General features: G+C 68.0%; 21 protein-coding genes, 1 tRNA gene and 1 other RNA gene. 11 read left to right on the top strand and 12 right to left on the bottom strand.

Annotation, left to right across the window (positions count from 1 at the left end; translation table 11 throughout):
• Positions 1-12 precede the first annotated feature (12 nt).
• Positions 13-1350, bottom strand: coding sequence for a type I glutamate--ammonia ligase (glnA, locus tag ACFE6Z_RS03515; protein ID WP_375384650.1), 1338 nt, complete (start codon positions 1348-1350; stop codon positions 13-15).
• 93 nt (positions 1351-1443) lie between these two features.
• Positions 1444-1644 carry an SPOR domain-containing protein gene (locus ACFE6Z_RS03510; protein WP_375384281.1) on the bottom strand — a complete coding sequence of 67 codons (201 nt, stop codon included), beginning with the start codon at positions 1642-1644 and terminating at the stop codon, positions 1444-1446.
• Positions 1645-1729: 85 nt separating this feature from the next.
• On the opposite strand from ACFE6Z_RS03510, the gene ppgK reads away from it, so the two are divergent.
• Complete coding sequence (gene ppgK, locus ACFE6Z_RS03505) at positions 1730-2551, top strand: polyphosphate--glucose phosphotransferase (protein ID WP_375384280.1); 822 nt, start codon at positions 1730-1732, stop codon at positions 2549-2551.
• 5 nt (positions 2552-2556) lie between these two features.
• Here the strand turns inward: ppgK and rnpB are convergent.
• Positions 2557-2942, bottom strand: an RNA gene (gene rnpB / locus ACFE6Z_RS03500) — RNase P RNA component class A.
• A 219-nt stretch (positions 2943-3161) separates the two neighbouring features.
• On the opposite strand from rnpB, the gene ACFE6Z_RS03495 reads away from it, so the two are divergent.
• Entirely contained in the window at positions 3162-3758 is a 597-nt protein-coding gene (locus tag ACFE6Z_RS03495; RefSeq protein WP_375384279.1) for an LPXTG cell wall anchor domain-containing protein, read from the top strand.
• Between the two features lie 68 nt (positions 3759-3826).
• On the opposite strand, the gene ACFE6Z_RS03490 is transcribed toward ACFE6Z_RS03495, so the two are convergent.
• The 4 genes from ACFE6Z_RS03490 to ACFE6Z_RS03475 all read right to left on the bottom strand — a co-directional run bounded on the left by ACFE6Z_RS03490 (position 3827) and on the right by ACFE6Z_RS03475 (position 6816).
• Positions 3827-5587, bottom strand: coding sequence for a bifunctional 3'-5' exonuclease/DNA polymerase (locus ACFE6Z_RS03490; protein WP_375384278.1), 1761 nt, complete (start codon positions 5585-5587; stop codon positions 3827-3829).
• Positions 5547-5990, bottom strand: coding sequence for a reverse transcriptase-like protein (locus tag ACFE6Z_RS03485; RefSeq protein ID WP_375384277.1), 444 nt, complete (start codon positions 5988-5990; stop codon positions 5547-5549). Before ACFE6Z_RS03485 ends, ACFE6Z_RS03490 begins: the two co-directional genes overlap by 41 nt.
• Positions 5987-6742, bottom strand: a complete 756-nt coding sequence (locus ACFE6Z_RS03480; protein WP_375384276.1) for a zinc ribbon domain-containing protein — start codon at positions 6740-6742, stop codon at positions 5987-5989. Before ACFE6Z_RS03480 ends, ACFE6Z_RS03485 begins: the two co-directional genes overlap by 4 nt.
• A 1-nt stretch (position 6743) precedes the next feature.
• Positions 6744-6816, bottom strand: a tRNA-Val gene (locus ACFE6Z_RS03475).
• Between the two features lie 178 nt (positions 6817-6994).
• Here ACFE6Z_RS03475 and aceE point away from each other — a divergent pair.
• The 6 genes from aceE (at position 6995) to ACFE6Z_RS03445 (ending at position 14562) form a co-directional block, all read left to right on the top strand.
• A complete protein-coding gene (gene aceE / locus ACFE6Z_RS03470; protein WP_375384275.1) occupies positions 6995-9721 on the top strand; it encodes a pyruvate dehydrogenase (acetyl-transferring), homodimeric type in 2727 nt (908 codons plus the stop codon).
• Between the two features lie 29 nt (positions 9722-9750).
• Positions 9751-10944 carry a PucR family transcriptional regulator gene (locus tag ACFE6Z_RS03465; protein ID WP_375384649.1) on the top strand — a complete coding sequence of 398 codons (1194 nt, stop codon included), beginning with the start codon at positions 9751-9753 and terminating at the stop codon, positions 10942-10944.
• Positions 10945-11041: 97 nt separating this feature from the next.
• Positions 11042-11956: an ACP S-malonyltransferase gene (locus ACFE6Z_RS03460; RefSeq protein ID WP_375384274.1), complete on the top strand. Its 915-nt coding sequence runs from the start codon at positions 11042-11044 to the stop codon at positions 11954-11956.
• Positions 11953-12948 (top strand): beta-ketoacyl-ACP synthase III, encoded by a 996-nt coding sequence (locus ACFE6Z_RS03455; RefSeq protein ID WP_375384273.1) that lies wholly within the window; start codon positions 11953-11955, stop codon positions 12946-12948. Before ACFE6Z_RS03460 ends, ACFE6Z_RS03455 begins: the two co-directional genes overlap by 4 nt.
• A gap of 73 nt (positions 12949-13021) precedes the next feature.
• Positions 13022-13270: an acyl carrier protein gene (locus tag ACFE6Z_RS03450; protein WP_013586517.1), complete on the top strand. Its 249-nt coding sequence runs from the start codon at positions 13022-13024 to the stop codon at positions 13268-13270.
• Between the two features lie 53 nt (positions 13271-13323).
• Positions 13324-14562 carry a beta-ketoacyl-[acyl-carrier-protein] synthase family protein gene (locus ACFE6Z_RS03445; RefSeq protein WP_375384272.1) on the top strand — a complete coding sequence of 413 codons (1239 nt, stop codon included), beginning with the start codon at positions 13324-13326 and terminating at the stop codon, positions 14560-14562.
• A gap of 25 nt (positions 14563-14587) precedes the next feature.
• On the opposite strand, the gene ACFE6Z_RS03440 is transcribed toward ACFE6Z_RS03445, so the two are convergent.
• The 3 genes from ACFE6Z_RS03440 to ACFE6Z_RS03430 form a co-directional block, all read right to left on the bottom strand.
• The gene (locus tag ACFE6Z_RS03440) at positions 14588-15091 is read right to left on the bottom strand and encodes a DUF3145 domain-containing protein (RefSeq protein ID WP_375384648.1); all 504 of its coding nucleotides are present in this window, start codon (positions 15089-15091) and stop codon (positions 14588-14590) included.
• Between the two features lie 160 nt (positions 15092-15251).
• Entirely contained in the window at positions 15252-15917 is a 666-nt protein-coding gene (locus ACFE6Z_RS03435) for a response regulator (RefSeq protein WP_375384271.1), read from the bottom strand.
• Entirely contained in the window at positions 15914-17134 is a 1221-nt protein-coding gene (locus tag ACFE6Z_RS03430) for a sensor histidine kinase (protein WP_375384270.1), read from the bottom strand. The genes ACFE6Z_RS03435 and ACFE6Z_RS03430 overlap by 4 nt, the downstream gene beginning before the upstream one ends.
• Positions 17135-17285: 151 nt before the next feature.
• On the opposite strand from ACFE6Z_RS03430, the gene ACFE6Z_RS03425 reads away from it, so the two are divergent.
• Together ACFE6Z_RS03425 and ACFE6Z_RS03420 are read left to right on the top strand one after the other, a co-directional pair.
• A complete protein-coding gene (locus ACFE6Z_RS03425; protein ID WP_375384269.1) occupies positions 17286-17981 on the top strand; it encodes an ABC transporter ATP-binding protein in 696 nt (231 codons plus the stop codon).
• A complete protein-coding gene (locus ACFE6Z_RS03420) occupies positions 17978-19276 on the top strand; it encodes an ABC transporter permease (protein ID WP_375384268.1) in 1299 nt (432 codons plus the stop codon). Before ACFE6Z_RS03425 ends, ACFE6Z_RS03420 begins: the two co-directional genes overlap by 4 nt.
• A 65-nt stretch (positions 19277-19341) precedes the next feature.
• Here the strand turns inward: ACFE6Z_RS03420 and ACFE6Z_RS03415 are convergent, their stop codons facing one another.
• Positions 19342-20115: a hypothetical protein gene (locus ACFE6Z_RS03415; RefSeq protein WP_375384267.1), complete on the bottom strand. Its 774-nt coding sequence runs from the start codon at positions 20113-20115 to the stop codon at positions 19342-19344.
• Between the two features lie 136 nt (positions 20116-20251).
• Here ACFE6Z_RS03415 and ACFE6Z_RS03410 point away from each other — a divergent pair, with 136 nt between their 5' ends.
• Entirely contained in the window at positions 20252-22258 is a 2007-nt protein-coding gene (locus ACFE6Z_RS03410) for a DUF262 domain-containing protein (protein ID WP_375384647.1), read from the top strand.
• A gap of 32 nt (positions 22259-22290) precedes the next feature.
• Here ACFE6Z_RS03410 and ACFE6Z_RS03405 read toward each other — a convergent pair whose 3' ends face one another.
• Positions 22291-22887 (bottom strand): TetR/AcrR family transcriptional regulator, encoded by a 597-nt coding sequence (locus tag ACFE6Z_RS03405; protein WP_375384266.1) that lies wholly within the window; start codon positions 22885-22887, stop codon positions 22291-22293.
• Between the last annotated feature and the right edge of the window lie 12 nt (positions 22888-22899).

Here is a 22899-nt window from a genome sequence, read left to right as displayed (position 1 = left end):
AGCGGAGCGGGATCAGAGCATCTCGAGGTTGCTCTTCAGCTCGAAGGGCGTGACCTGGGAGCGGTACTCCTGCCACTCCTGGCGCTTGTTCAGCAGCACGTAGTTGAAGACCTGCTCGCCCAGGGTCTCGGCGACCAGCTCAGACTCCTGCATGTACTCCAGGGCGTGGTCGAGGCTCGCAGGCAGCGGCGCATAGCCCAGCGCGCGGCGTTCCGCGTCGGTGAGCGACCACACGTTGTCTTCGGCTTCGGCGGGAAGCTCATAGCCTTCCTCGATGCCTTTGAGACCGGCCGCGAGCATGAGGGCGTAGGCGAGGTACGGGTTGGCGGCCGAGTCGAGCGCGCGGTACTCGACGCGCGAGGACTGGCCCTTGTTCGGCTTGTACAGCGGCACGCGCACCAGCGCGGAACGGTTGTTGTGGCCCCAGCAGATGAAGCTCGGGGCCTCGTCGCCGCCCCACAGCCGCTTGTACGAGTTGACGAACTGGTTGGTGACCGCGGCGATCTCGTTCGCGTGCCGCAGGAGCCCGGCGATGAACTGCCGCCCGACCTTCGAGAGCTGATACTGCGCGCCCTCTTCGTAGAACGCGTTGACATCGCCTTCGAACAGCGACATGTGGGTGTGCATGCCGCTGCCGGGCTTGCCGCTGAGCGGCTTCGGCATGAAGGTGGCGTACACGCCCTGCTCGATCGCGACTTCTTTGATCACGGTGCGGAACGTCATGATGTTGTCGGCCGTGGCCAGGGCGTCGGCGTAGCGCAGGTCGATCTCGTTCTGACCCGGTCCGCCCTCGTGGTGGCTGTACTCGACGGAGATGCCCAGGTCTTCCAGCATCCGCACCGAGCGTCGACGGAAGTCGTGCGCCGTGCCGCCGGGGACGTTGTCGAAGTAGCCCGCGGAGTCGACCGGCTCGGGGCCGTCGGCGCCGAATGCCGACGACTTGAGCAGGTAGAACTCGATCTCGGGGTGCGTGTAGAACGTGAACCCTGCGTCGGCGGCCTTCGCGAGCGTCCGCTTGAGGACATGACGCGGGTCGGCGACCGCGGGTTGGCCGTCCGGCGTGGAGATGTCGCAGAACATGCGCGCGGTGGGATCGACCTCGCCGCGCCACGGCAGGATCTGGAACGTGGTCGGGTCAGGGTGGGCCAGCAGGTCGGACTCGTACGAGCGGGTGAGCCCCTCGATGGCCGACCCGTCGAACCCGAGCCCCTCGGTGAACGCGCCCTCCACCTCGGCCGGTGCGATGGCGACCGACTTCAGCGTTCCCACGACGTCTGTGAACCACAGCCGGACGAACTTGACGCCCCGCTCCTCGATCGTCCGCAGAACGAAGTCACGCTGCTTGTCCATCGCATCCTCTCGGGTGGCCGGCATCGCCGGAATTCAGCCTACTGGTCGGCGTCGGAGCAGTCCGACGACGATCGGCCCCGACGACGATCGATCTCAGCCGTCTTCGCGGGCTTCGTCCTCGGCCCACGCGCGTGAACGCTCGCGGAAGAGCTGCGGCGCTGCGGCGGCCTCTTCGCGCGTGTCGAACGGGCCGGCACGATCGATCGCCGGCGACTCGAAGCCCTTCTCGACCTCGCCGGTGGTCAGGTTGTACCAGTACTTCTCGGTGTTGTAACTTCCGGTGTCGCTCGACACGATGACTCCTTCGTAGCCCGCACCCGTCAGGATCCGCAGTTCTGATCCTACTGATCGGCCCCCTTGTCCTGGCTAGGCTGAACGCATGGCATCCAAGACTGCGGTCGGCGTCGACATCGGCGGAACGGGAATCAAGGCGGGGCTCGTCGATCTGGAGCGCGGGGTGCTGCTCAGCGACCGCATCAAGGTCTCCACTCCCGAGGGGGCCGAGCCGCCGGACGTGCTCGCCGCTGTGAAAGAGGTGCTCGGGACTCTCGGTGTGACCGACCCCGACGTGCCGCTCGGAGTCGCCTTCCCCGCGATCGTCAAGAACGGTCGCACGCTCTCTGCGGCAAACGTGTCGCCCAAGTGGATCGGGTTCGAAGCCGAGAAGTTCTTCGAGGATGGATTGGGCCGCGACATCCACTTCGCCAACGACGCGGATGTCGCGGGTATCGCCGAAGTGCGATTCGGCGCGGCGAAGGGTCAGGCGGGTCTCACGATCCTGACGACGCTCGGAACCGGAATCGGGTCCGCGCTCATCTATGACGGCGTGCTCGTGCCCAACTCCGAACTCGGCCACGTGCAGCGCGCCAAGCACGGCAAGGACGCCGAGGCATTCGCCGCGTACTCGGCGATGGAGCGTGACGAGCTGACCTGGGAGGAGTGGGCAGAGAGACTGCAGTGGTATTACTCGTACATCGAGTTCCTCTTCAGTCCCGACCTGTTCGTGGTCGGCGGGGGCGTCTCGAAGCACGCGGACAAGTTCTTGAGCCTGCTGGATCTGCGCGCGCCCATCGTACCCGCCGTGCACCGTAACAACGCCGGAATCATCGGCGCGGCAGCACTGGCGCTCGTCACCGATGCGCCCGACGTCGCCCGGGCCGAGACGCCGCTCGAGCCGAAGCCGGACAGCGCCGTCGGCTGAGAGTGCGAATGGGCCGGCCTGTACGCCGGGTTCTGTCCGGGGGCGTGAGCCCCGTGGACGGTCATCTCTCTCGGCGACACGTTGCCGTGCCGCTCCAGCGGCCTACCCGAGGACTCGGCGAGCCGCGTCAACATCCCCTGTATGGCCTTGCTCCGGGCGAGGTTTACCTTGCGGGTCGCCTCACGGCGACCCCGGTGGTCTCTTACACCGCCGTTTCACCCTTACCGCACGACCCCTCGACACACTCAGGGACCGTGCGGCGGTCTGTTTTCTGTGGCACTGTCTCGCGGATCACTCCGGGTGGGTGTTACCCACCGCCCTGCCCTGTGGAGCCCGGACGTTCCTCGGCGCTGCGGCGAACCGCGAGCGACGCGACCGTCCAGCCGACCCATTCGCGTCGCCGAGTCTATCGTCGCGGGCTGCGCAGGCGGTTTACGCCGCTTTCTGCGCGATAGCACGAGTCAGGGAGTTTCCCAGGCGCGGATTCGCGGGCATGGGCTACTCTGGGGATTGCCGACCTGTCTTCTGGGGAGATAGCGGCATGCCTGGGGAGGCAGCACTTATCATGCGTAAATTTTTTGCAATTCTGGGGATTTCACTTCTGGCAGTATTGGCCGTTCCGTCCGTTGCCCACGCAGCGGACGACGGCTATCCGCCGCAGCCTCCCACCACTCCGACCCTTGCGGGTTCGACGGCGATGGCGGCGTGCGAGGCGGATACACCGTGGATCGAGTACTCGGTCACGCTCACGGATCCTGCGAACGTCACGACGGGCGACACCGCGGTGCTCTTCATGACGGATGGAGCCAACAGCACGCAGATCCCGCTCGGCGAGCTGCAGGCCGACCACCTCGAAGGACGAGTCCTGTGGCCCGGAGCGACCGTCGGCGCCGACGGTCGCGGAAACGGCTGGCCCGGCTGGTCGTTCGAGAACGGCCAGTGGGTGCAGACGTCGGGCAACTTCGCCTGGACGAGGGGTGCTATCACGGCCGAGATCCGCGTCAACCCGCAGCTCACCGTTCCGCTCGCGTATCCGCCGTCGACGGCGGCATGCCTCACGGATCCCGCCGGCGCCATCCCGGCGACGACCGGATCGCTTCCGGCGACCGGCATGAGCGCCATGGTTCTGCCGCTGGGCATCGCCGGCGGCGGTATCGTGCTTGCCGGAATCGTCCTGCTGCTCGCACGCCGGCGCGCACGCGCCTGAGGCCAATCGGAGGAGGGTGGGTCGCCTCGGCGCCCCACCCTCCTCCGTCGCCTTCGGGCGACAGCGCGCTAGCTCTTCTCCGCGGTGTCGGAGATACGGACATCCAGCGGGAAGTCGATCGGGAAGGCGCCGAACAGCAATCGTGCTGCCCCTGCCGCGGCGGCGCGGACCGCATCGGCGACGGCGGGGGCGACCGCTTCGGGGACGTGCACGATGACCTCGTCGTGCAGGAACAGCGCGAGATGCGGCCGCCGGTCGAACACCGGACCGGACCTCGCGGTGGCATCTCCGTCGCCTACCGACGGCATCGCCGCGAGGCGACCGCGCAGATCGGCGAGCCAGGCCAGCGCCCACTCCGCCGCGGTGCCCTGTACGACGAAGTTGCGGGTGAATCGCCCCCGATCGCGTGCCCACCGGCGCGCTCGGGCCTCATCGCCGCTCGAGGAATCGACGTCGCCCGCTCGAGCCTGCACCTCGTGCCAGGTCGCCGACGGTGGCGGCGATGAACGACCCAGCCACGTCGAGACGACGCCGCCCTCGTCACCGACGCGTGCGGCTTCGTCGACGAGCGCCATCGCTCGCGGGTAGGCGGACCGCAGCCGCGGCAGCAGTCGCGCACTGTCGCCCGTCGTCGCGCCGTACATGGCCCCGAGTAGCGCGATCTTCGCCTCGGCGCGAGCGGCGACCACGCCGCTGTCGACGATCCCGGCATACAGGTCGCGGCCGCGCGCTGCGCCCGCCAGGGCGGTGTCACTGGCCATCGCGGCCAAGACCCGGGGTTCGAGTTGCGCGACGTCGGCGACCACGAGTTTCCAGCCCGGATCGGCCCGCACCGCTGCGCGCAGCTGGCGCGGCAGCTGCAGGGCTCCCCCGCCGGACGATGCCCACCGGCCCGTGACGACCCCGCCCGGCACGTACACCGGGCGGAACCTGTCCTCCTTCACCCACTCGTCCAGCCATGCCCAGCCGTTGGCCGTGTACAGCCGCGCCAGCCGCCGGTACTCCAGAAGGGGTGCGATCACGGGATGCTCGTATTCGGCGAGGGCCCATTTGCTCGTCGATTCGACGGGGATCCCGACGCGGTGCAGCGATCTCAGTAGCTTCGGCTGCGAATCGAGGTTCGCCGCGGGATCACCGAGCGCGTCGCGGACGATCGCCGCCACCTCCTGCATCCGGAGCGGCGCAGCGCCCGGGGCAGGACGTGGTCCGAGTTCGTCGGTCAGGAGACGGTCGTGGGCCGCAGCATCCCAAGGCAGTCCCGCCGCGCGCATCTCGACCGCGATGAGGGCACCGGCCGACTCCGCAGCTACGAGAAGCCGGAGTCGGGCCGGGTCGTCGCTGGAGGCGATGGCCGACCGCTGACGCGCGAATTCGCGCAACGCCGCGTCGATCCCATCCGGTGGACCGGCAGGCGGGGTGGCCTCGTCGAGTGAGAAGAGCACCTGCGCTGCATCCGGCGTCGCAGGTTCGACCGATCCGCCGTCCCATTCGACCGCCGCGCGCAGCGCGGCCGCGTCGCCGACGGACGCGGAATCACGGATGATCGCGTGCGACAGACGCAGGTCGTGGCAGCGGGCGACGCGCACCCCGTCGCCGAGCAGCGCGGCGTACCACGACGGGGTGTCGTGCCACACCCACCGTGGCGCGGCTCTGTCCTCCCAGTCGCCGACCCGTGACGACAGGTCGGCGGCGCTCAGTGCGACGCGCTCGATCTCGCCGCCCTCCGCGCCGATGAGGACCGCGTCGACGCGATCGCCGGCGCGACCGAGCACGATCCACGCGATGGGCTCAGCCGAGTCCATCGTCGAGGTCCCGGCGGAAGCTCGCATGCGTATCCATCGATTCGTTGGCCGCAGCATCCGCTCTGCTGTTGGACAGGCGTGGAATCCATTCGAACGTGACATCGCGGCCGGCGATCAGTGTGCCCGCCGTCGCGGCCAGCACCTTCATGGCGGGATGCTTCACCTTCCAGCGCCCCGTCATCTGCTCGACGACGAGCTTCGAGTCCATCCGCACATGCACGGATGCCTCGGCGTCGCGTGCGAACGCCGCCTCGAGCCCCGCGATCATGCCGCGGTATTCGGCGACGTTGTTCGTCGCGATTCCCACGTAGACGCCGAGTTCGCTGAGCACCGCACCGGAGTCCGGATCGATGACGACGGCGCCGCCCGCGGCGGTGCCCGGATTGCCCCGCGAGCCGCCGTCGGCCTCGACGATCAGCCGTCGACTCACGCGTCCGGCCTCGCGGAGCCGACCAGACCAGACTCCTCGGTGCGGACGAGGATCGTGCCGCATTCCGGACACATGACCACGGCGTCTTCCGCCGCACCGCGGATGGCCTGCATATCGGTGCCGGCCAGCACCATCCGGCATCCCTCGCACGTTCCGCGTCGAAGCAGCGCCGCCCCGGAACTGCGGATGGCGGCCTTGTCGTACAGCGCGACGAGGTCAGCAGGAACCGTGGCGGCGATCGCGGCACGATCACGGGATGCCGCGTCGTACGCCGCGGTCGCTTCGGCGATGACCCGCTTGGCCTCGGCGCTCAGGAGCGCGCCCTCCGCGTTGGTCTCGGCGATCAGCGCCTCCTGCTCGGCCACGGTGGCATCGGCCTGCTCGAGTCGATCCATCACGTCGAGCTCGGCATCCTCGAGGTCGCTCTTGCGACGTGCGAGCGACGCGATCTCGCTCTCGAGCCCCTGCGCTTCCTTCATATTGCTCGAGGTCGCGAGTCGACCCGCGTCGCGCACGGCTCGGGCGTCGACGACGGCGACGTCGGATTCGATCCGAGCGAGTTCGGTGCGCAGATCGTCGCGCGCGCCGAGGCGGCGTGAGAGCTCTTGCGAGAGCTCCAGCCGGAGCGCCATCAGATCATGGACCCGGGTGGCCTGCGGCGGATTCTTGCGGGCGTGGTCGGACTGGCTGATGCGTGCGTCGAGCTCGGCGAGGTCGAGCAGGCGGCGCTGGTCTGCGGGGCTGGCGTTCACGTGGGCCCGGCCGGGCTCGAACCGACGACATCCACGGTGTAAACGTGGCGCTCTACCAACTGAGCTACAGGCCCCTCGCCCCCAGTCTACGGAGGGTGACGCCGATAGTGGTTTTGCATGGCCTCCGACGAGAGTCTCCGGTGCATCCGACTCGCTAGGCTGAGACACGGTGCTTTGTGCGCGGCGAACAATGCCCGCACGCAGACGATTGTGAATTCCTGGCACGATCTGCCAGACGACGAAAGGTCTCCCGTGACTGTCCACGATCAGGATCCGTACTCCCAGGGCTCCCTCGACAGCGATCCAGAAGAGACGAGCGAGTGGCAGGAATCCCTGCAGCAGCTGGTCGCAGCGAAGGGCCACGGTCGTGGGCGCGAGGTGATGCTGAGTCTGCTGAAGACCTCTCACGATCTCCACCTGGGCGTGCCCATGGTGCCGACCACCGACTACCTCAACACGATCTCTCCCGAGAACGAGCCCGAATTCCCCGGCGACGAAGAGATCGAGCGCCGCTACCGCGCCTGGATCCGGTGGAACGCGGCCATCACCGTGCACCGCGCGCAGCGCCCCGGCATCGGTGTGGGTGGCCACATCTCCACCTACGCGTCGTCGGCCGCGCTCTACGAAGTCGGGTTCAACCACTTCTTCCGCGGCGCCGACCACCCGTCCGGCGGCGACCAGATCTTCGTGCAGGGCCACGCGTCGCCCGGCACCTACGCCCGCGCTTTCCTCGAAGGCCGTCTCACCGAGGCCCAGCTCGACGGCTTCCGCCAGGAGAAGTCGGCGTCGCCCAACGGCATCCCGTCCTATCCCCACCCGCGCCTGATGCCGGAGTTCTGGCAGTTCCCGACCGTGTCGATGGGTCTCGGGCCGATCAACGCGATCTACCAGGCGATGACCAATAAGTACCTCGCGAACCGGGGCATCAAAGACGTCGCCGACTCGCACGTGTGGGCGTTCCTCGGCGACGGTGAGATGGACGAGGTCGAAAGCCGCGGCCAGCTCCAGGTCGCAGCGAACGAGGGCCTGGACAACCTGACCTTCGTCATCAACGCCAACCTGCAGCGCCTCGACGGCCCCGTCCGCGGCAACGGGAAGATCATCCAGGAGCTGGAGAGCTTCTTCCGTGGCGCCGGATGGAACGTGATCAAGGTCGTGTGGGGGCGCGAGTGGGACGATCTGCTCGCCCGCGACGCGGACGGAGCGCTGCGCAACCTCATGAACGTGACGCCGGACGGCGACTACCAGACCTTCAAGACCGAGAACGGCGCCTACGTGCGCAACAACTTCTTCGGTCGCGACGAGCGCGCGCTGGCCCTCGTCAAGGACTACACCGACGACCAGATCTGGAGCCTCAAGCGCGGTGGGCACGACTACCGCAAGGTGTACGCGGCGTACAAGGCCGCCACCGAGCACAAGGGCCAGCCGACGGTCATCATCGCCAAGACGATCAAGGGCTACGGCCTCGGCCCCCACTTCGAGGGTCGTAACGCGACCCATCAGATGAAGAAGATGACGCTCGAAGACCTGAAGCAGTTCCGCGACTCGATGCACATCCCCATCACGGATGCTCAGCTCGAAGAGAATCCGTATCAGCCGCCGTACTACAACCCCGGACCGCAGGACGAGACGATCCAGTACCTGCTCGAGCGCCGTCAGGCGCTCGGCGGATTCCTGCCGGCGCGCACGGCGACCCACGTGCCTCTCACCCTGCCTGACGACGCCGCGTACGCGCTGCCGAAGAAGGGCTCGGGCACCCAGGAGATCGCCACCACGATGGCGTTCGTACGACTTCTGAAAGACCTGCTGCGGGCGAAAGACTTCGGTCACCGCATCGTGCCGATCATCCCCGACGAGGCCCGCACGTTCGGCATGGACGCGTTCTTCCCGACGGCCAAGATCTACAACCCGAACGGGCAGCACTACACCTCCGTCGACCGCGAGCTGCTGCTCGCGTACAAGGAGAGCCCGCAGGGCCAGATCGTGCATGTGGGTATCAACGAGGCGGGAGCCCTCGCGGCCTTCACCGGTGTGGGCACGTCGTATTCGACCCACGGCGAGCCGCTCATCCCCGTGTATGTCTTCTACTCGATGTTCGGATTCCAGCGCACCGGTGACGCGCAGTGGGCAGCGGGCGACCAGATGGCGCGCGGCTTCATCATCGGCGCGACCGCCGGCCGCACGACGCTGACGGGCGAGGGCCTCCAGCACGCCGACGGTCACTCGCACCTCCTGGCCTCGACGAACCCCGCGACGGTGTCGTACGACCCCGCGTGCGGGTACGAGATCGCGCACATCGTGCGCTCCGGCATCGAGCGGATGTACGGCGGCGAGCACACCGACCCGAACGTCATGTACTACCTGACGGTGTACAACGAGCCGTACGTGCAGCCGAAAGAGCCTGAGAACGTGGATGTCGACGGCATCGTGCGCGGCATCCACCGCATCTCCGTCGCCGAGGGCGACGGGCCGCGCGCACAGCTGTTCGCATCGGGCGTGGGCGTGCCGTGGGCGCTGGAGGCGCAGCAGCTGCTTCGCGACGACTGGGGTGTCCAGGCCGACGTCTGGTCGGTCACTTCGTGGACCGAGCTGCGTCGCGACGGACTCGCCGCCGACGAGCACAATTTCCTGTACCCGCACGAAGAGCCCCGCACCGCGTATCTCACCGAGAAGCTCCGGGACGTGCCGGGCCCGGTCGTCGCGGTGAGCGACTACATGCACGCCGTGCAGGACCAGATCCGCCAGTGGGTGCCGAACAACTTCTGGTCGCTCGGCGCCGACGGCTTCGGGTTCTCGGACACGCGGCCCGCGGCCCGTCGATTCTTCAAGATCGACGGACCCTCGCTGGTCGTGCGCACCCTGCAGGCGCTCGCGTCCGAGGGTGCGGTGGATCGCAGCCTCGCTGCCCAGGCGATCGACCGCTACCGTCTGCACGACGTGACGGCCGGGACCAGCGGCAACGCGGGCGGCGAGAGCTGATCGCCCACGTGACGGACGGCCCGGCGACGATGGACAAGCCGGAGACGCTCGCGTGGCTGCGGCGCATCTCGGGCGATCTCGCGACGGCCACCACGAAGCGGCTCGAGGACTCGCTCCCTTGGTACGCCGAGATGCCCCCCGCGCGGCGATCGGCCGTCGGGCTGGTCGCGCAGGCCGGCATCACGTCGTTCATCCAGTGGTACGACGACCCCGACTCCACACCGTGGATCGCGGCGGACGTGTTCCTCGCGGCACCTCGCGAGCTGCTGCGCAGCGTGAGCCTCACGCAGACACTGCAGCTGATCCGGGTCACCGTCGAGGTCACCGAGGAGCGCCTGCACGGCAAGGGCGAGCACCTGCGCGAAGCCATCCTGCTGTACTCCCGTGAGGTCGCTTTCGCAGCCGCCGACGTGTACGCCCGCGCCGCGGAAGCACGCGGACTCTGGGATGCTCGGCTCGAAGCGCTGGTCGTCGACTCGATCCTGACCGGAGAGGCCGATGAGGAGCTCCCGAGTCGTATCGCGGCGCTCGGCTGGCACGGCCACGGTGAGGTGTCGGTCCTGGTCGGCACGACTCCCCCGCTGTTCGACGTGGACCAACTGCGGCGCACTGCGCGCAAGCTCGGCGTGGACGTGCTGATCGGCGTCCAGGGGTCCAGGCTCGTGCTCGTCATCGGCAGAGCCGAACTGCCCGGTCGCGACGAGGGTGAGCCCGAACTCGCCTTCCCCGAAATCGCGCGCAGGCTCGAGCCGGGATTCGGCACCGGCTATCTCGTGCTGGGGCCGGCTGTGCCCGCGCTCGTCGACGCCGGGCAGAGCGCGCGCGCCGCTCTCGCGGGCTTCGCCGTCGCCCGAGCCTGGCGGGGCGCGCCGCGACCGGTCGAGGCCGACGACCTGCTCCCCGAACGCGCCCTCGCGGGCGATCCGCTCGCGAAGCAGACGATCGTCGAGCGGATCTTCCGGCCTCTGCAGGCCCACAGCGCTGATCTCGTCACGACCTTGTGGAGCTACCTCGACAACGGCCGGTCGCTCGAGGCGACCGCCCGTGAGCTGTTCGTGCACCCCAACACCGTCCGCTATCGCCTGAAACGCGTATCGGATGTCATCGGGTGGGATGCCACCGGACCGCGTGAGGCACTCATTCTGCAGACCGCCCTCATCCTCGGCTCGATCGGATCGGACACGCGTCGGCGACCGCCCGCCGCACGTCGCGGGAATGCGTGATGCCCCCCTCGCGTCTGTGCGGCCCAGACAAAGGTCTGGGACATTCTTGTGACAAGATCGCCATAACCGCCCCTCGCATCATTGGCAGGATGAAATGGTGATCATCGCCGTCTTCCCCGGACAGGGATCCCAGACCCCCGGCTTCCTCGCCCCGTGGTTGGAACGACCCGGCGCTCGCGCGCGGGTCGAGGCCTTCTCCGAATGGTCAGGCGTCGACCTGATCGCCGCGGGCACGACGTGGGACGCCGATGCCATCCGCGACACTGCGGTGGCGCAGCCGCTCATCGTGGCGGCCAGCATCCTCTCCTGGAACGCACTTTCCGACAGAGACCGGATCGATGGTGTCGCCGGTCACTCCGTGGGCGAATTCGCGGCGGCGGCGGCGTCCGGCATCCTCTCCGAAGAAGACGCGCTGCGTCTGGTCGGCATCCGGGGGCGGGCGATGGCGCAGGCGGCCGCCGCCGAGGCCACCGGGATGAGTGCCGTGATCGGCGGAGACGAGGCGTCCGTCGTCGCCCGTCTCCGGCAACTCGACCTCACTCCCGCGAACTACAACGGGGGCGGGCAGCTCGTCGCCGCGGGTTCGCTGGATGCGCTGCAGGCTCTCGCGGCCGATCCGCCGAAGGGCACCCGTGTCATCGCGCTGCAGGTCGCGGGCGCATTCCACACGCGTTACATGGCCCCCGCCGTCGACGCGCTGCGCGCCGCTGCGGCAGACGTCGCGGTCGCCGACCCCCGCGTGGCGGTGTGGTCGAATCGAGACGGTGCGCGCGTGGAGTCGGGCGCGGCATTCCGCGAGTCGCTCGTCGAGCAGGTGGCCTCGCCGGTGCGCTGGGATCTGTCGATGTCGTCGTTCGCCGACGCAGGCGTGACAGGCATCATCGAGCTCGCCCCCGCGGGTACGCTCGTGGGATTGGCCAAGCGCGCGCTGCGCGGCACGCCCTCAGTCGCGGTGAAGACACCCGACGATCTCGCAGCGGCCTCGGCCCTGCTTCAGGGAGACCCCGCATGATCCTCCGCCAGACCACCGGCCCGGACTACACCCGCATCTACTCCTACGGCGCCGCGCGCGGTGAGGTCGTCGTTCCCAACGACGATCTGATCGGTCCGATCGACTCCAGCGACGAGTGGATCCGGCAGCGCACGGGCATCGTGACGCGCACTCGCGCGCTGCACGACACGGATGCCATCGATATGGCGACGGATGCTGCGACCGAGGCGATCGCCCGCTCAGGCGTACCCGCCGATCAGATCGACGCCGTCATCGTCGCGACGATCAGCAACCCGAAGCAGTCGCCGTCGGTCTCGGCGATCGTCGCGGACCGCGTGGGGTCGAATCCCGCCGCCGCCTACGACCTCAATGCCGCGTGCGCCGGGTTCGCCTACGGCGTGGCGCAGGCCGATGCACTGATCCGAGCCGGGTCGGCGCACTATGCCCTGGTCATCGGCACGGAGAAGCTCAGCGATATCGTCGACCCCACAGACCGCAGCATCTCGTTCCTACTCGGAGACGGCGCAGGCGCCGTCGTGATCGGCCCGAGCGACACGCCCGGGATCGGACCGACCATCTGGGGCTCGGACGGCTCCAAGGCCGACGCGGTCGGCATGAACGGAACCCTCACGCAGTTCCGCGACGGAGAGGTTCCGTGGCCGACCCTGCGACAGGAGGGGCCCACGGTTTTCCGCTGGGCGGTCTGGGAGATGGTGAAGGTCGCACGTCAGGCTCTCGAGGCCGCGGGCGTGCAAGCATCCGATCTCGCTGCGTTCGTGCCGCACCAGGCCAACATGCGCATCATCGACGAGTTCGCCAAGCAGCTCGGACTCCCCGAGACCGTCGTGATCGGGCGCGACATCGAGACCACCGGCAACACGTCGGCTGCCTCGATCCCCCTGGCGACGCACCGCCTGCTGGAAGAGCACCCCGAGCTCAGCGGCGGGCTCGCACTGCAGATCGGCTTCGGCGCCGGCCTCGTCTTCGGTGCACAGGTCGTCGTGCTCCCGTGACCGGAACCCCGCGAACCATAGACTGACTCTCGGCCCCGCCCGGGCCCGCGACCCCCGAAGAACAGGAGACACCATGGCATTCACCAACGACGAGGTGCTGGCAGGACTTGCCGAGCTCATCACCGACGAGACGGGGATCTCGGCCGACGAGGTCGCCCTCGAGAAGTCGTTCACCGACGACCTCGACATCGACTCCATCTCGATGATGACGATCGTCGTCAACGCCGAGGAGAAGTTCGGCGTGACGATCCCCGACGACGAGGTCAAGAACCTCAAGACCGTCGGCGACGCCGTCACCTTCATCACGTCGAACCAGGCGTAGTCCGCCCGGTGGGGACGCACAGTCCCCACCGGACCCCACCTGAGGATCCACACATGAGTACCCCACGCATCGTCGTCACCGGCATCGGCGCATCCAGCCCGATCGGCGGGACCGCACCCGAGACCTGGGCGGCCCTGCTCAGCGGCGCCTCCGGCGCACACACCCTCGACTACGACTGGGTGGAAGAGTTCCAGCTGCCCGTGACCTTCGCCGCGCAGGCGGTCGTACGGCCGGACACCGTGCTGGAACGCCCCGAAGCGAAGCGCCTCGACCCGTCTTCGCAGTTCGCGCTGGTCGCGGCTCGCGAGGCGTGGGCGGATGCCGGCAGCCCCGATGTGGAGCCCGAACGGCTCGGCGTCGATTTCGCGACCGGCATCGGCGGACTGTGGACGCTGCTGGACGCGTGGGACACGCTGAAGGAGAAGGGTCCGCGGCGAGTCATGCCGATGACCGTCCCGATGCTGATGCCCAACGCCGCCGCTGCCGCGATCTCGATGCACCTGGGCGCAAGGGCGTACGCCCGCACCGTCGCATCGGCCTGCGCATCCAGCACGGAATCGGTCGTGAACGCGATGGCGCACATCCGCGATGGGCTCGCGGACGTCGTGATCGCGGGAGGCGCCGAGTCGGCGATCCACCCGATCACCGTCGCCGCGTTCTCTTCGATGCAGGCGCTCTCCAAACGCAATGACGACCCCGAGCACGCCTCGCGCCCCTACAGCGTGGACCGCGACGGTTTCGTCATGGGCGAAGGAGCCGCCGCGCTCGTGCTCGAGCGCGAAGACCACGCCCGCGCCCGCGGCGCCCGGATCTACGCCGTCGTGGTCGGCGGCGGCGTCACCGCCGATTCGTACCACATCACCGCACCGGAGCCCGAGGGCCTCGGCGCCTCTCGCGCCGTGCGACTCGCGCTGGAGTCGGCCGGTGCGGGTGTCCAGGACGTCACCCACATCAACGCGCACGCGACCTCGACGCCGACGGGCGACATCGCGGAGTACAAGGCCCTGCTGAGCGTGTTCGGCGATCGGCTGCACGATCTGCCGGTCTCGGCCACGAAGGGCTCCACGGGCCATCTGCTGGGCGGGACGGGTGCGCTGGAGGCGATCTTCACGGTTCTCGCGATTCAGAATCGCCTCGCTCCCCCGACGATCAACCTGACCACGCAAGACCCGGAGATCCCCCTCCGGATCTCCGCCGAGCCGGTGCCACTGGGCACCGACGAGCAGCTCGCGATCAGCAACTCGTTCGGATTCGGCGGTCACAACGCCGTGGCGGCGTTCGCGTCGGTCTGAGCGGTCGGAGGCACCCAGCGGGCGGTCAGCCCACTTTGTGCAGCCAGACGACGGAGGCGTCGTCGCCGGCGTGCCGGAAGGGCTCGAGCTCTTCGTCCCACGACGCCCCGAGTGCGATGTTCAGCTCGCGCTGCAACTCGAATGCGTCACCCGCGGCCACCTCGATCGCGTAACGCAGGCGGTCCTCGCCGATGACGACGTTGCCTGCAGCATCCGTCTGGGCATAGTGGATGCCGAGGCCGGGCGTGTGCAGCCAGCGCCCTCCGTCGCTGCGCGCAGACGGATCCTCCGTCACTTCGAAGCGGAGGTGCTCCCATCCGCGGATCGCAGTTGCGAGCGAGGCGCCCGTGCCAGCGGGGCCTTCCCAGTAGAACTCGGTCCGTCGGCTCCCGGCCATCACCGGCTGGTCGATCCAGTCGAAGTTGACCGGTCGGCCGAGAGTACGACCGACGGCCCACTCGAGGTGGGGGCACAATGCCCGTGGCGCGGAGTGAATGTAGATCACTCCACGCGCCTGTGGTGTCGCCATCATCTCTCCGTTCATCAGGTGCGTCTTCCCCAACGACCTGAACCGGAATGTGCGGCGTGTATTCGGTTTGCTGTGGCAATTATCGCTCAGAGGCGCCCGGAATCACAAGCGTGTGATTCCGCGGCGTGTCCGGCGCGACCCCGCGGTGCCGAGGGGGCACTCACGCTCCGGGTGCGAGCAGGCCGTTCTCGTACGCGAGGATCACCAGTTGCGCGCGATCGTGCGCGTGCAGCTTTGTCATCACCCGGTTCACATGGGTCTTCGCGGTGTGCGGCGAGATGACGAGCTGGTCGGCGATCTCGGTATTGGACAGACCGCGGGCCACCAGCAGCAGCACTTCTCGCTCGCGCTCGGTCAAGTGTGCGAATGCCGCAGACGCCGCCGGCCCCGCCGTGCCTCCTGGGAGCACGTACCGGGTGATCAGGGTTCGCGTGGCCGTCGGCGAGAGCAGTGCCTCACCCGCGTGCACCGCGCGTACCGCCCGGGCGATCTCATCGGGCTCGGCGCCCTTCCCGATGAATCCGCTCGCCCCGGCGCGCAACGCCGCCACGAGATACTCGTCCTCTTCGAACGTCGTCAGGATCAGCACTCGGGTCATGGCGAGATCGACGTCCGCGCAGATCAGCGCGGTCGCCGCGATTCCGTCGAGCTCCGGCATCCGGATGTCCATCACTACGACATCGGGCCGGAGGGATGCTGCCAGCACCACGGCCTCGGAGCCGTTGCGAGCCTCTCCGACCACGGTGATGTCGCGCTCGGCGTCGAGGATGTCACGCACCGCGGTGCGGATGAGCGATTGGTCATCGACCACGACGACGGCGATCACGATGCGTTCTCCCGGCCGAGCGGCAGCGACGCGTCCACGCGATACCCGCCCACGCTCATGCCGGTCTCGACCGTACCGCGCACCGAGCCCACGCGCTCACGCAGACCGATCAGCCCGTGGCCGCTCCGGGCGGCGCCCGCCGTCCCCGAGGTGGTATCGAAGGCGATGACCGGATTGGTCACGACGATGCGGAGCGTGTCGGGGGCGCGAGAGATCAGCACGTTCGCCCGATGATCGTCGCCGTGCTTGAGTGCGTTCGTCAATGCCTCCTGGATGACCCGATAGGCGACCCGGTCGGTCGCCTGCGGCAGAGGATCGCCGTCGCCCTCCACCCTCAGCGTGATCTCGAGGCCCCCCTCACGAAACTGCCTCAGCATGTCGTCGAGCTCGCCCAGACCCGGCTGCGGCGGCGCAGCGGCGGTGGTGGTGGAAGCATCCGATTCATCGATGCGGAGCATCGCGAGCAGTTCACCGATCTCCGCCAGCACCGCTCGCGAGGCTTCCCTGATGGTCGCAAGCGCCTCGCGCGTCTTGTCGGGCCGGGCATCCAGCGACGATGACGCGACACCGGCGTTGAGGCTGATCACCGCGATCTGATGCGCGACCGCGTCGTGCAGATCGCGCGCGATCCGCAGTCGTTCGAGGGTGATCCGCCGCTGTGCTTCGGCCTCGTGGGTCTCTTCCGCGCGGAGCGCGCGCTCCTGCACGGCGACGATGTATTCGCGCCGCGAGCGAGTGGCGTCGCCACTGGCGGCGGCGAAGGCGAGTGTCACGGCGGCCGGGAACACGCTCGGATCGAAGACGCCGTCGATCGCGGTGAGCAGGCTGAGTCCGGTCATCGCGGCAATCGTGATCAGCGCGATGAGGATCGTCTTTCGGCGCGGCGAACGATTGGCGACGCCGAAGAGAGCGATCGCCGTCGCAAGAGTCGGTGCGATCGCTTCGGCGCCGCTCAGCGTGGCGATGCCGAAGCATCCGGCGCAGGCGGCGAGCACCGGCACCGGCCACCTCCGGCGCAAGGGCAGCAGCGCGGCGGGAACGAGCGAGACGACGACGACCAGCGGCGTGACGGCGGCGTGCATCCGCGGAATGAAGAGCGGAGCCGATGCGGTGAGGATGATGAGCGCCGCAGCGAGGATGTCGCCCATCCACGGCTTGACCCACGACGGCGCGCGTGGCGGCACAGAGGCGAGTGCGCGCGCGCCGGCCGAGGTCATTGACCCAGTCTGCCGCGACCGGACGGCGGCGTCGTCACCTGAATGCGGCATCGGAGATACCACGGACGCGGTACGCAGATGACGACGACGGGACGATGCGCGTCTGAGAGCGGATGACGAGGCTGGAAGCATCCCGAATCAAGGAGTTCACATGACTGCCCCGCTTCTCACGGTCACGGACGTGCGCAAATCGTACGGCCGCGGCTCGAACAGGTTCGATGCCCTCCGGGGGGTGAGCCTCGACATCCATCAGGGCGAAAGCGTGGCGATCATCGGCAAGAGCGGCTCCGGCAAGTCCACGCTGATGCACTTGCTCGCTCTGCTGGATCAGCCCACCAGCGGCACGATCGCCCTCGAAGGCGTCGACACGCATTCGCTGCGCGGCCGCGCCCTCAACCGCACCCGCAACAAGACGTTCGGGTTCGTCTTCCAGCAGTTCTTCCTCACCGCGAACACCTCGGTGCTCGAGAACGTCGTGCTCCCCATGAAGATCGCCGGCGTCGGCCGTAGTCAGCGCAGGCAGCGCGCTCTGGCAGCACTCGAGCAGCTCGAACTCGCCGACAAGGCGCGCAGCAAGGCGCTCAATCTCTCGGGCGGACAGAAACAGCGCACCGTCATCGCGAGGGCGCTGGTCAACAACCCGCGGGTCATCTTCGCGGACGAACCCACCGGAAACCTCGACTCGGCCACAGGCGCCGTGGTCGAAGACATCCTCTTCGACCTGAACCGCGAGCACGGCATCACGCTGATCATCGTCACCCACGACGAAGATCTCGCCGCTCGCTGCGACCGGCGCGTGCATATCCGCGATGGGTTGATCATCTCGAACGAGGCGGTGGCCGCATGAGAACTCTCGATCTGATCTCTTCCGCCGTCGGCAACACCTTCCGGTCGAAGACCCGCACCATCCTCACGATCCTCGCCATCTTCGTCGGCGCGTTCACCCTCACCGTCACCAGCGGGCTGGGTACCGGGATCAACCGCTACATCGACGACACCGTCACCTCGATCGGGGCGTCCGACGTGATGACCGTCGCGAAGGCGTCGGTATCGAGCGGCGTCGCAGCAAGCGGCCCCACCGAGTACGACCCCGACGCGATAGCAAGCACACAGCCCGGCCCTCCCGGGTCTACCGTCGTCGCGATGACCCCGGCAGATCTCGATACCCTCTCGGGCATCGACGGCGTCGAGCGCGTCCAGGCGACCAAGGCGGTATCGGCCGAGTACATCCAGTACGACGACGGCACTCGGTACATCGTGAGCGTCGGATCTCTGGTCGCGGGCCAGACGGTGAGTCTGTCAGCGGGAGCGGAGCCCGACAATGCTTCGAGCACCCTCCAGCTCGCGTTGCCCGAGGCTCTCGTCGAGCCGCTGGGTTTCGCCGACGCGGATGCTGCGGTCGGGAGCACCGTGAAGATCGCGGTGACGGACGCCCAGCGCGCGCAGCACCTCATCGAGGCCACCGTCGTGGGCGTCGCCGAGCAGGGTCTCGCCGGAACGGGGTCGAGCATCGTCCCGAACCAGGCGCTGACCGACGAGCTCTTCGCGGCGAAGAATATCGGCGTCCCCGCGGATCAGCAGGATCGGTTCGCGCAGGCGAGCGTGTGGTTCAGCCCGGATGCCACGACGCAGCAGATCTCGGATCTGAAGACCAGTCTCGCCGACGCCGGATACACGGGCACCACCGTCGCCGATCAGCTCGGTGCGTTCAAGACCGTGATCGACGGCATCGTGCTCGTCCTCAATGCTTTCGCGATCATCGCGCTCCTGGCGGCGAGCTTCGGCATCGTGAACACCCTGTTCATGTCTGTCCAGGAGCGCACTCGTGAGATCGGTCTGATGAAGGCGATGGGAATGGGCAGCGGCCGCGTCTTCACCCTGTTCAGTCTGGAGGCGATCTTCATCGGCTTCTTGGGCAGCGCGATCGGGGCGGGGATCGGAATCATCGCCGGCACGGCGCTCAGTTCGGCACTGTCCAAGACACTGCTGGCGAACCTTCCCGGCCTGACACTCGTCGCCTTCGATCCGGTGTCGATCGCGACGATCATCCTGATCGTGATGGCGATCGCTTTCCTGGCCGGCACCCTGCCCGCCGCTCGTGCCGCGCGCGCCGATCCGGTCGAGTCGCTGCGATACGAGTAACCGCCGAACGCACGAAGGCCGCGGTCAACCGACCGCGGCCTTCGTGCATTCCTCGGGTCAGACGATCACGCCTCGCTCATGGCGAGCACCTCGGCCTGCCCCTTGGCTGCGTAGTACGCCGCGCGCGCAGCATCCCTCCGAGCCTGTTCTGCGTAGCCGGCGTCCAGCACGTCCTGTGAAACCTCGACACTCTCGACGCGGTTCACGCCGTGGCACTTCTCGATGTAGGCGTCGAGCTCGGGCCCCGACGTCCACGACGTGATGAGGCAGTAGCGCGGGTCGGTGCCGTTGTGCGTCGCCGCGTGCCAGAGGCGCTGGGTGTCGATGATGAGCTGTGCCCCGGCGGGCAGCGCGATGCGCGTCTCGCCCTGGGGGTCGGTGCGATTCTCGCGGAGCACGAAGTAGCTGTCGGTGTCGTCGGTGAGGTTGAAGAAGCCGCGCACCACCCACCCGGTGCCGTCGGGGTTCAGGCGGTTGTTGTCATCCTGGTGCAGGTTGTAGAGGCACTCGCCGTACGGGGTCGGCTGCAGCTCGATGACGCGGCAGCGACCGACGTTCGCGCCCGGCTCCTGGGCGCGTCGCGTCAGATTCGGCGCCTTCTCGGTCTGCGAATCGATCCAGACGCCGTCCTTGTCGGTGCGCGGCGGCTTGTGGTTCCAGAATCCGTTGCACTCGATCTCTCCGAAGGCGCTGGCCAGCGGCGCGAAGCGCGTGTCACCGGACGACTTCCAGTCGTTGTACTCGATGTCGAGCCATTCTGTGGGATCGAGTTGCTGGTTGTAGCGATCGAGGACGACGTAGCCGGTCTCTTCGAGAGCGGCGGACTTGATGTAACCCATGAGGTGGATCAGCCTTTCGTCAGGGGCCAGCACGTTTTAACAGGCCCAACTTAGGCAAGCCTACATCGGGGGCTCATCCGCCCCCCGGGGCTCCGCCGTGAATACCCGGGCGCCCGCATAGGGTGGGTGAGTGACCATGGGAAGCGCGACCAACGTGGATGCCGTCGCGGTGAATACCATCGCGTGGCTGTCATCCGCCGAGACCACCATCATGGTTCCCGTGTACCAGCGCCAGTACCGCTGGGACATCGGCGGCTGCGAACAGCTCCTCGCCGACATCCGGGCGGTCGCCGACGCAGATGAGCGCCACATGCACTTCCTCGGTTCGATCCTCTCCACGAGCAGCACGAGCGCAGACGTCGCCGAGCTCGTGCTGATCGACGGACAGCAGCGCATCACGACGCTCATGCTCCTGATCGCCGCCCTGCATCACTCGATCGGCAGGTCGGATCCCGAATTGGCGGAGCAGCTGCATCGGGTGCTCGTCTCCGGGTCCGATCCGGGTAGCACGAAGCTGCGGCCGCATCCAGAGTGGGCGGACGTCTTCGAGAGCGTCGTGCTCGACCGCCGCGCCCCCGCCGACGCTGAGCGCGAGTCGCGCTTCGACGACAATTACGCGTTCTTCCGCAGTCAGGTCGCCCCAGAGGAGGCGGCGGCGATCTGGCGCGGCATCCAGAAACTCGAGCACGTGTCGATCACCCTCGGAGCAGGTGCGAACGCGCAGCAGATCTTCGAGAGCCTGAATTCGACGGGTGAACCGCTGCGGGATCACGAGCTGATCCACAACTACATCCTCATGGGTCTGTCGCACGCCGAGCAGAGCGAGATCGAGGAGGACTACTGGCTGCCGATCGAGCGTGCCACCGGCGAGCAGATCGGCAGCTTCTGGCGCCACTTCCTCATCATGACCACGGGGCGGGAGGTCACCGTCGCAGGTGAGCGCGGGGTCTACGACGCGTTCCGTCACCGCTTCCCGCGGCTGGACATCGCGAGCCTGCGCGAACGGGCGGGTGAATGGCGCGCCTACGCCGAGGTCTATCGGGTCCTCCTCCATCCGGAGGAGGCGATCGATGACGAGGTCTCGCGTCAGCTCGCGTACGCCAACACGTTCGGGCGCGGCATGTATCCGCTCATCATGCGCGCCTACGGCGACTTCCTCGCCGGGTCGAGCGACCGCCCCGCCACCGTCGAGTTGCTCGAGAACGTGCAGGCGCTTCTGCTGCGCCGCACGATCGTGGGGATCAGCAACGATCTGCTGGTGGCCCGGCTCTGTCGTGCCCGCGATGCGGGCCCGGAGAGTCTCACGCACGCCATCTCGCGGATCATGCCCTCTGACGAGCGGGTGCGGGTGGCGCTGAAATACGGGGATCTGCCGTACGCGTCGTATGTTCTCGGCAGGCTCGCGGGAGCCGAGTCGCTCGCCGGTCTCGAGGTCGAGTACATCTTCCCGCTCGCACCGGGCGACGACTGGACCGGCGACGGCAGGCGAACCTGGGCCGAGTTCAGCGACGACGAGCAGAACAGCCATCGCGCGCTCGCCCCCTCGCTCGGCAACCTGACGCTGCTCGAGGAACACCTCGCGGAACAGGTCTTCGGTGCGTCGTTCCCTGAGAAGCGCCAGGCATATGCCCGCAGCGGCATTGAGCTGACGCGAACCGCGGGCGCAGCATCCGTCTGGGGTACTGCCGCGATCACCGCGCGGACCGCGGAACTCACCGGCCGGATGCTGGAGATCTGGCGTCGCCCCGCGACCATCCTGATCGACGACGACGGCCTGACGCCGGTGCTCGACGCCAAGCGGCGCCGGGGGTGGCCGCCCGGGTGGGAACGCGAGTGGGAGTACGTCGAATATCGCGGCGAGCACTGGGAGGTGCACGACGTCAGGTACCTTTTCAACCGCATCTTCAAGCGGCTCTGGGCCGATTCGCGCGGCGCCGTGGTCTCCTTCAGTGCGCGGCACGGCGGACCCATCTTCCCCGCGCAGGCGTGGGGCGGCCAGTGGGACGTGATCGACGACCAGCACTTCCTCTACATGGGCTGGGACTCGAAGTACATGCTGACCGCCGTGCAGGGGGTGCTCGACGAAGCCGGCATCGCGCCGGAGGTGTTCGTCAAGTATTCGTATATCGGCGCCGCGATGTGATCGCGCGGTAGGTGCGCTGCGCGAACACCTGGTCATTCACTCGCATCGCCAGGGTTTTGGAGATTGGATCGAATTGCGTCGACCAGCGTCCGCACCACTTGTTCTCCGCTCACGCCCCACTTCTCTTTGCCCAGCTGGCCGCTGACCTCGAGTCCCGCGATTCCGTGTGCGCTCGACATGAGAAGTGCTCCATAGCGCAGGACGTCTTCTTCGCCGACCAGGTCGGCGACAATGGCGAGGAACGCGTCCTGCAGGCGGCTCGCCGCCGCCGCCGCTTCCGGGTCGCCTACTGGTGTGCTGAACATCAGAGCGTATCGATGCGGTTGCCGGCGGCCGAGCTCGATGAGCGTGAGGAGGGCTTGCTCGAGTCGCACGCTCGGGCTGGCGCCGGGATCAGCCCGCAACGCGTCTACGTCGTCGGCCAATGCGTTCCAGGCGTTGATCGCGAGTTGGGTCAGTAGGTGCTCCTTGCTCTGGAAGTGACCGTACGGCGCGCCACGGGACACCCCGGCACGGGCGCCGACGGCGCGAAGCGTCACCGCGTCGGGCCCCCCCTCGTCGATGAGTTCGGACGCGGCACGCACGAGGGCGCTCCGAGTCTCTGCCGCGGCTTCAGTGCGCGTTCCCATACAGGCAATTCT

This window comes from uncultured Microbacterium sp., assembly GCF_964244775.1.
Classification (GTDB): Bacteria; Actinomycetota; Actinomycetes; order Actinomycetales; family Microbacteriaceae; genus Microbacterium.
The sequence above is the reverse complement of the archived record's forward strand: the minus strand, read 5'-3'. Positions and strand labels throughout refer to the sequence as shown.

Coding starts and splice junctions, on each gene's coding strand:
- glnA (WP_375384650.1), bottom strand. CDS start 1,350: ATGGACAAGCAGCGTGACTTCGTTCTGCGGACGATCGAGGAGCGGGGC.
- ppgK (WP_375384280.1), top strand. CDS start 1,730: ATGGCATCCAAGACTGCGGTCGGCGTCGACATCGGCGGAACGGGAATC.
- ACFE6Z_RS03490 (WP_375384278.1), bottom strand. CDS start 5,587: ATGCGAGCTTCCGCCGGGACCTCGACGATGGACTCGGCTGAGCCCATC.
- ACFE6Z_RS03465 (WP_375384649.1), top strand. CDS start 9,751: ATGGACAAGCCGGAGACGCTCGCGTGGCTGCGGCGCATCTCGGGCGAT.
- ACFE6Z_RS03455 (WP_375384273.1), top strand. CDS start 11,953: ATGATCCTCCGCCAGACCACCGGCCCGGACTACACCCGCATCTACTCC.
- ACFE6Z_RS03450 (WP_013586517.1), top strand. CDS start 13,022: ATGGCATTCACCAACGACGAGGTGCTGGCAGGACTTGCCGAGCTCATC.
- ACFE6Z_RS03445 (WP_375384272.1), top strand. CDS start 13,324: ATGAGTACCCCACGCATCGTCGTCACCGGCATCGGCGCATCCAGCCCG.
- ACFE6Z_RS03440 (WP_375384648.1), bottom strand. CDS start 15,091: ATGGCGACACCACAGGCGCGTGGAGTGATCTACATTCACTCCGCGCCA.
- ACFE6Z_RS03430 (WP_375384270.1), bottom strand. CDS start 17,134: ATGACCTCGGCCGGCGCGCGCGCACTCGCCTCTGTGCCGCCACGCGCG.
- ACFE6Z_RS03425 (WP_375384269.1), top strand. CDS start 17,286: ATGACTGCCCCGCTTCTCACGGTCACGGACGTGCGCAAATCGTACGGC.
- ACFE6Z_RS03420 (WP_375384268.1), top strand. CDS start 17,978: ATGAGAACTCTCGATCTGATCTCTTCCGCCGTCGGCAACACCTTCCGG.
- ACFE6Z_RS03415 (WP_375384267.1), bottom strand. CDS start 20,115: ATGGGTTACATCAAGTCCGCCGCTCTCGAAGAGACCGGCTACGTCGTC.
- ACFE6Z_RS03410 (WP_375384647.1), top strand. CDS start 20,252: ATGGGAAGCGCGACCAACGTGGATGCCGTCGCGGTGAATACCATCGCG.
- ACFE6Z_RS03405 (WP_375384266.1), bottom strand. CDS start 22,887: ATGGGAACGCGCACTGAAGCCGCGGCAGAGACTCGGAGCGCCCTCGTG.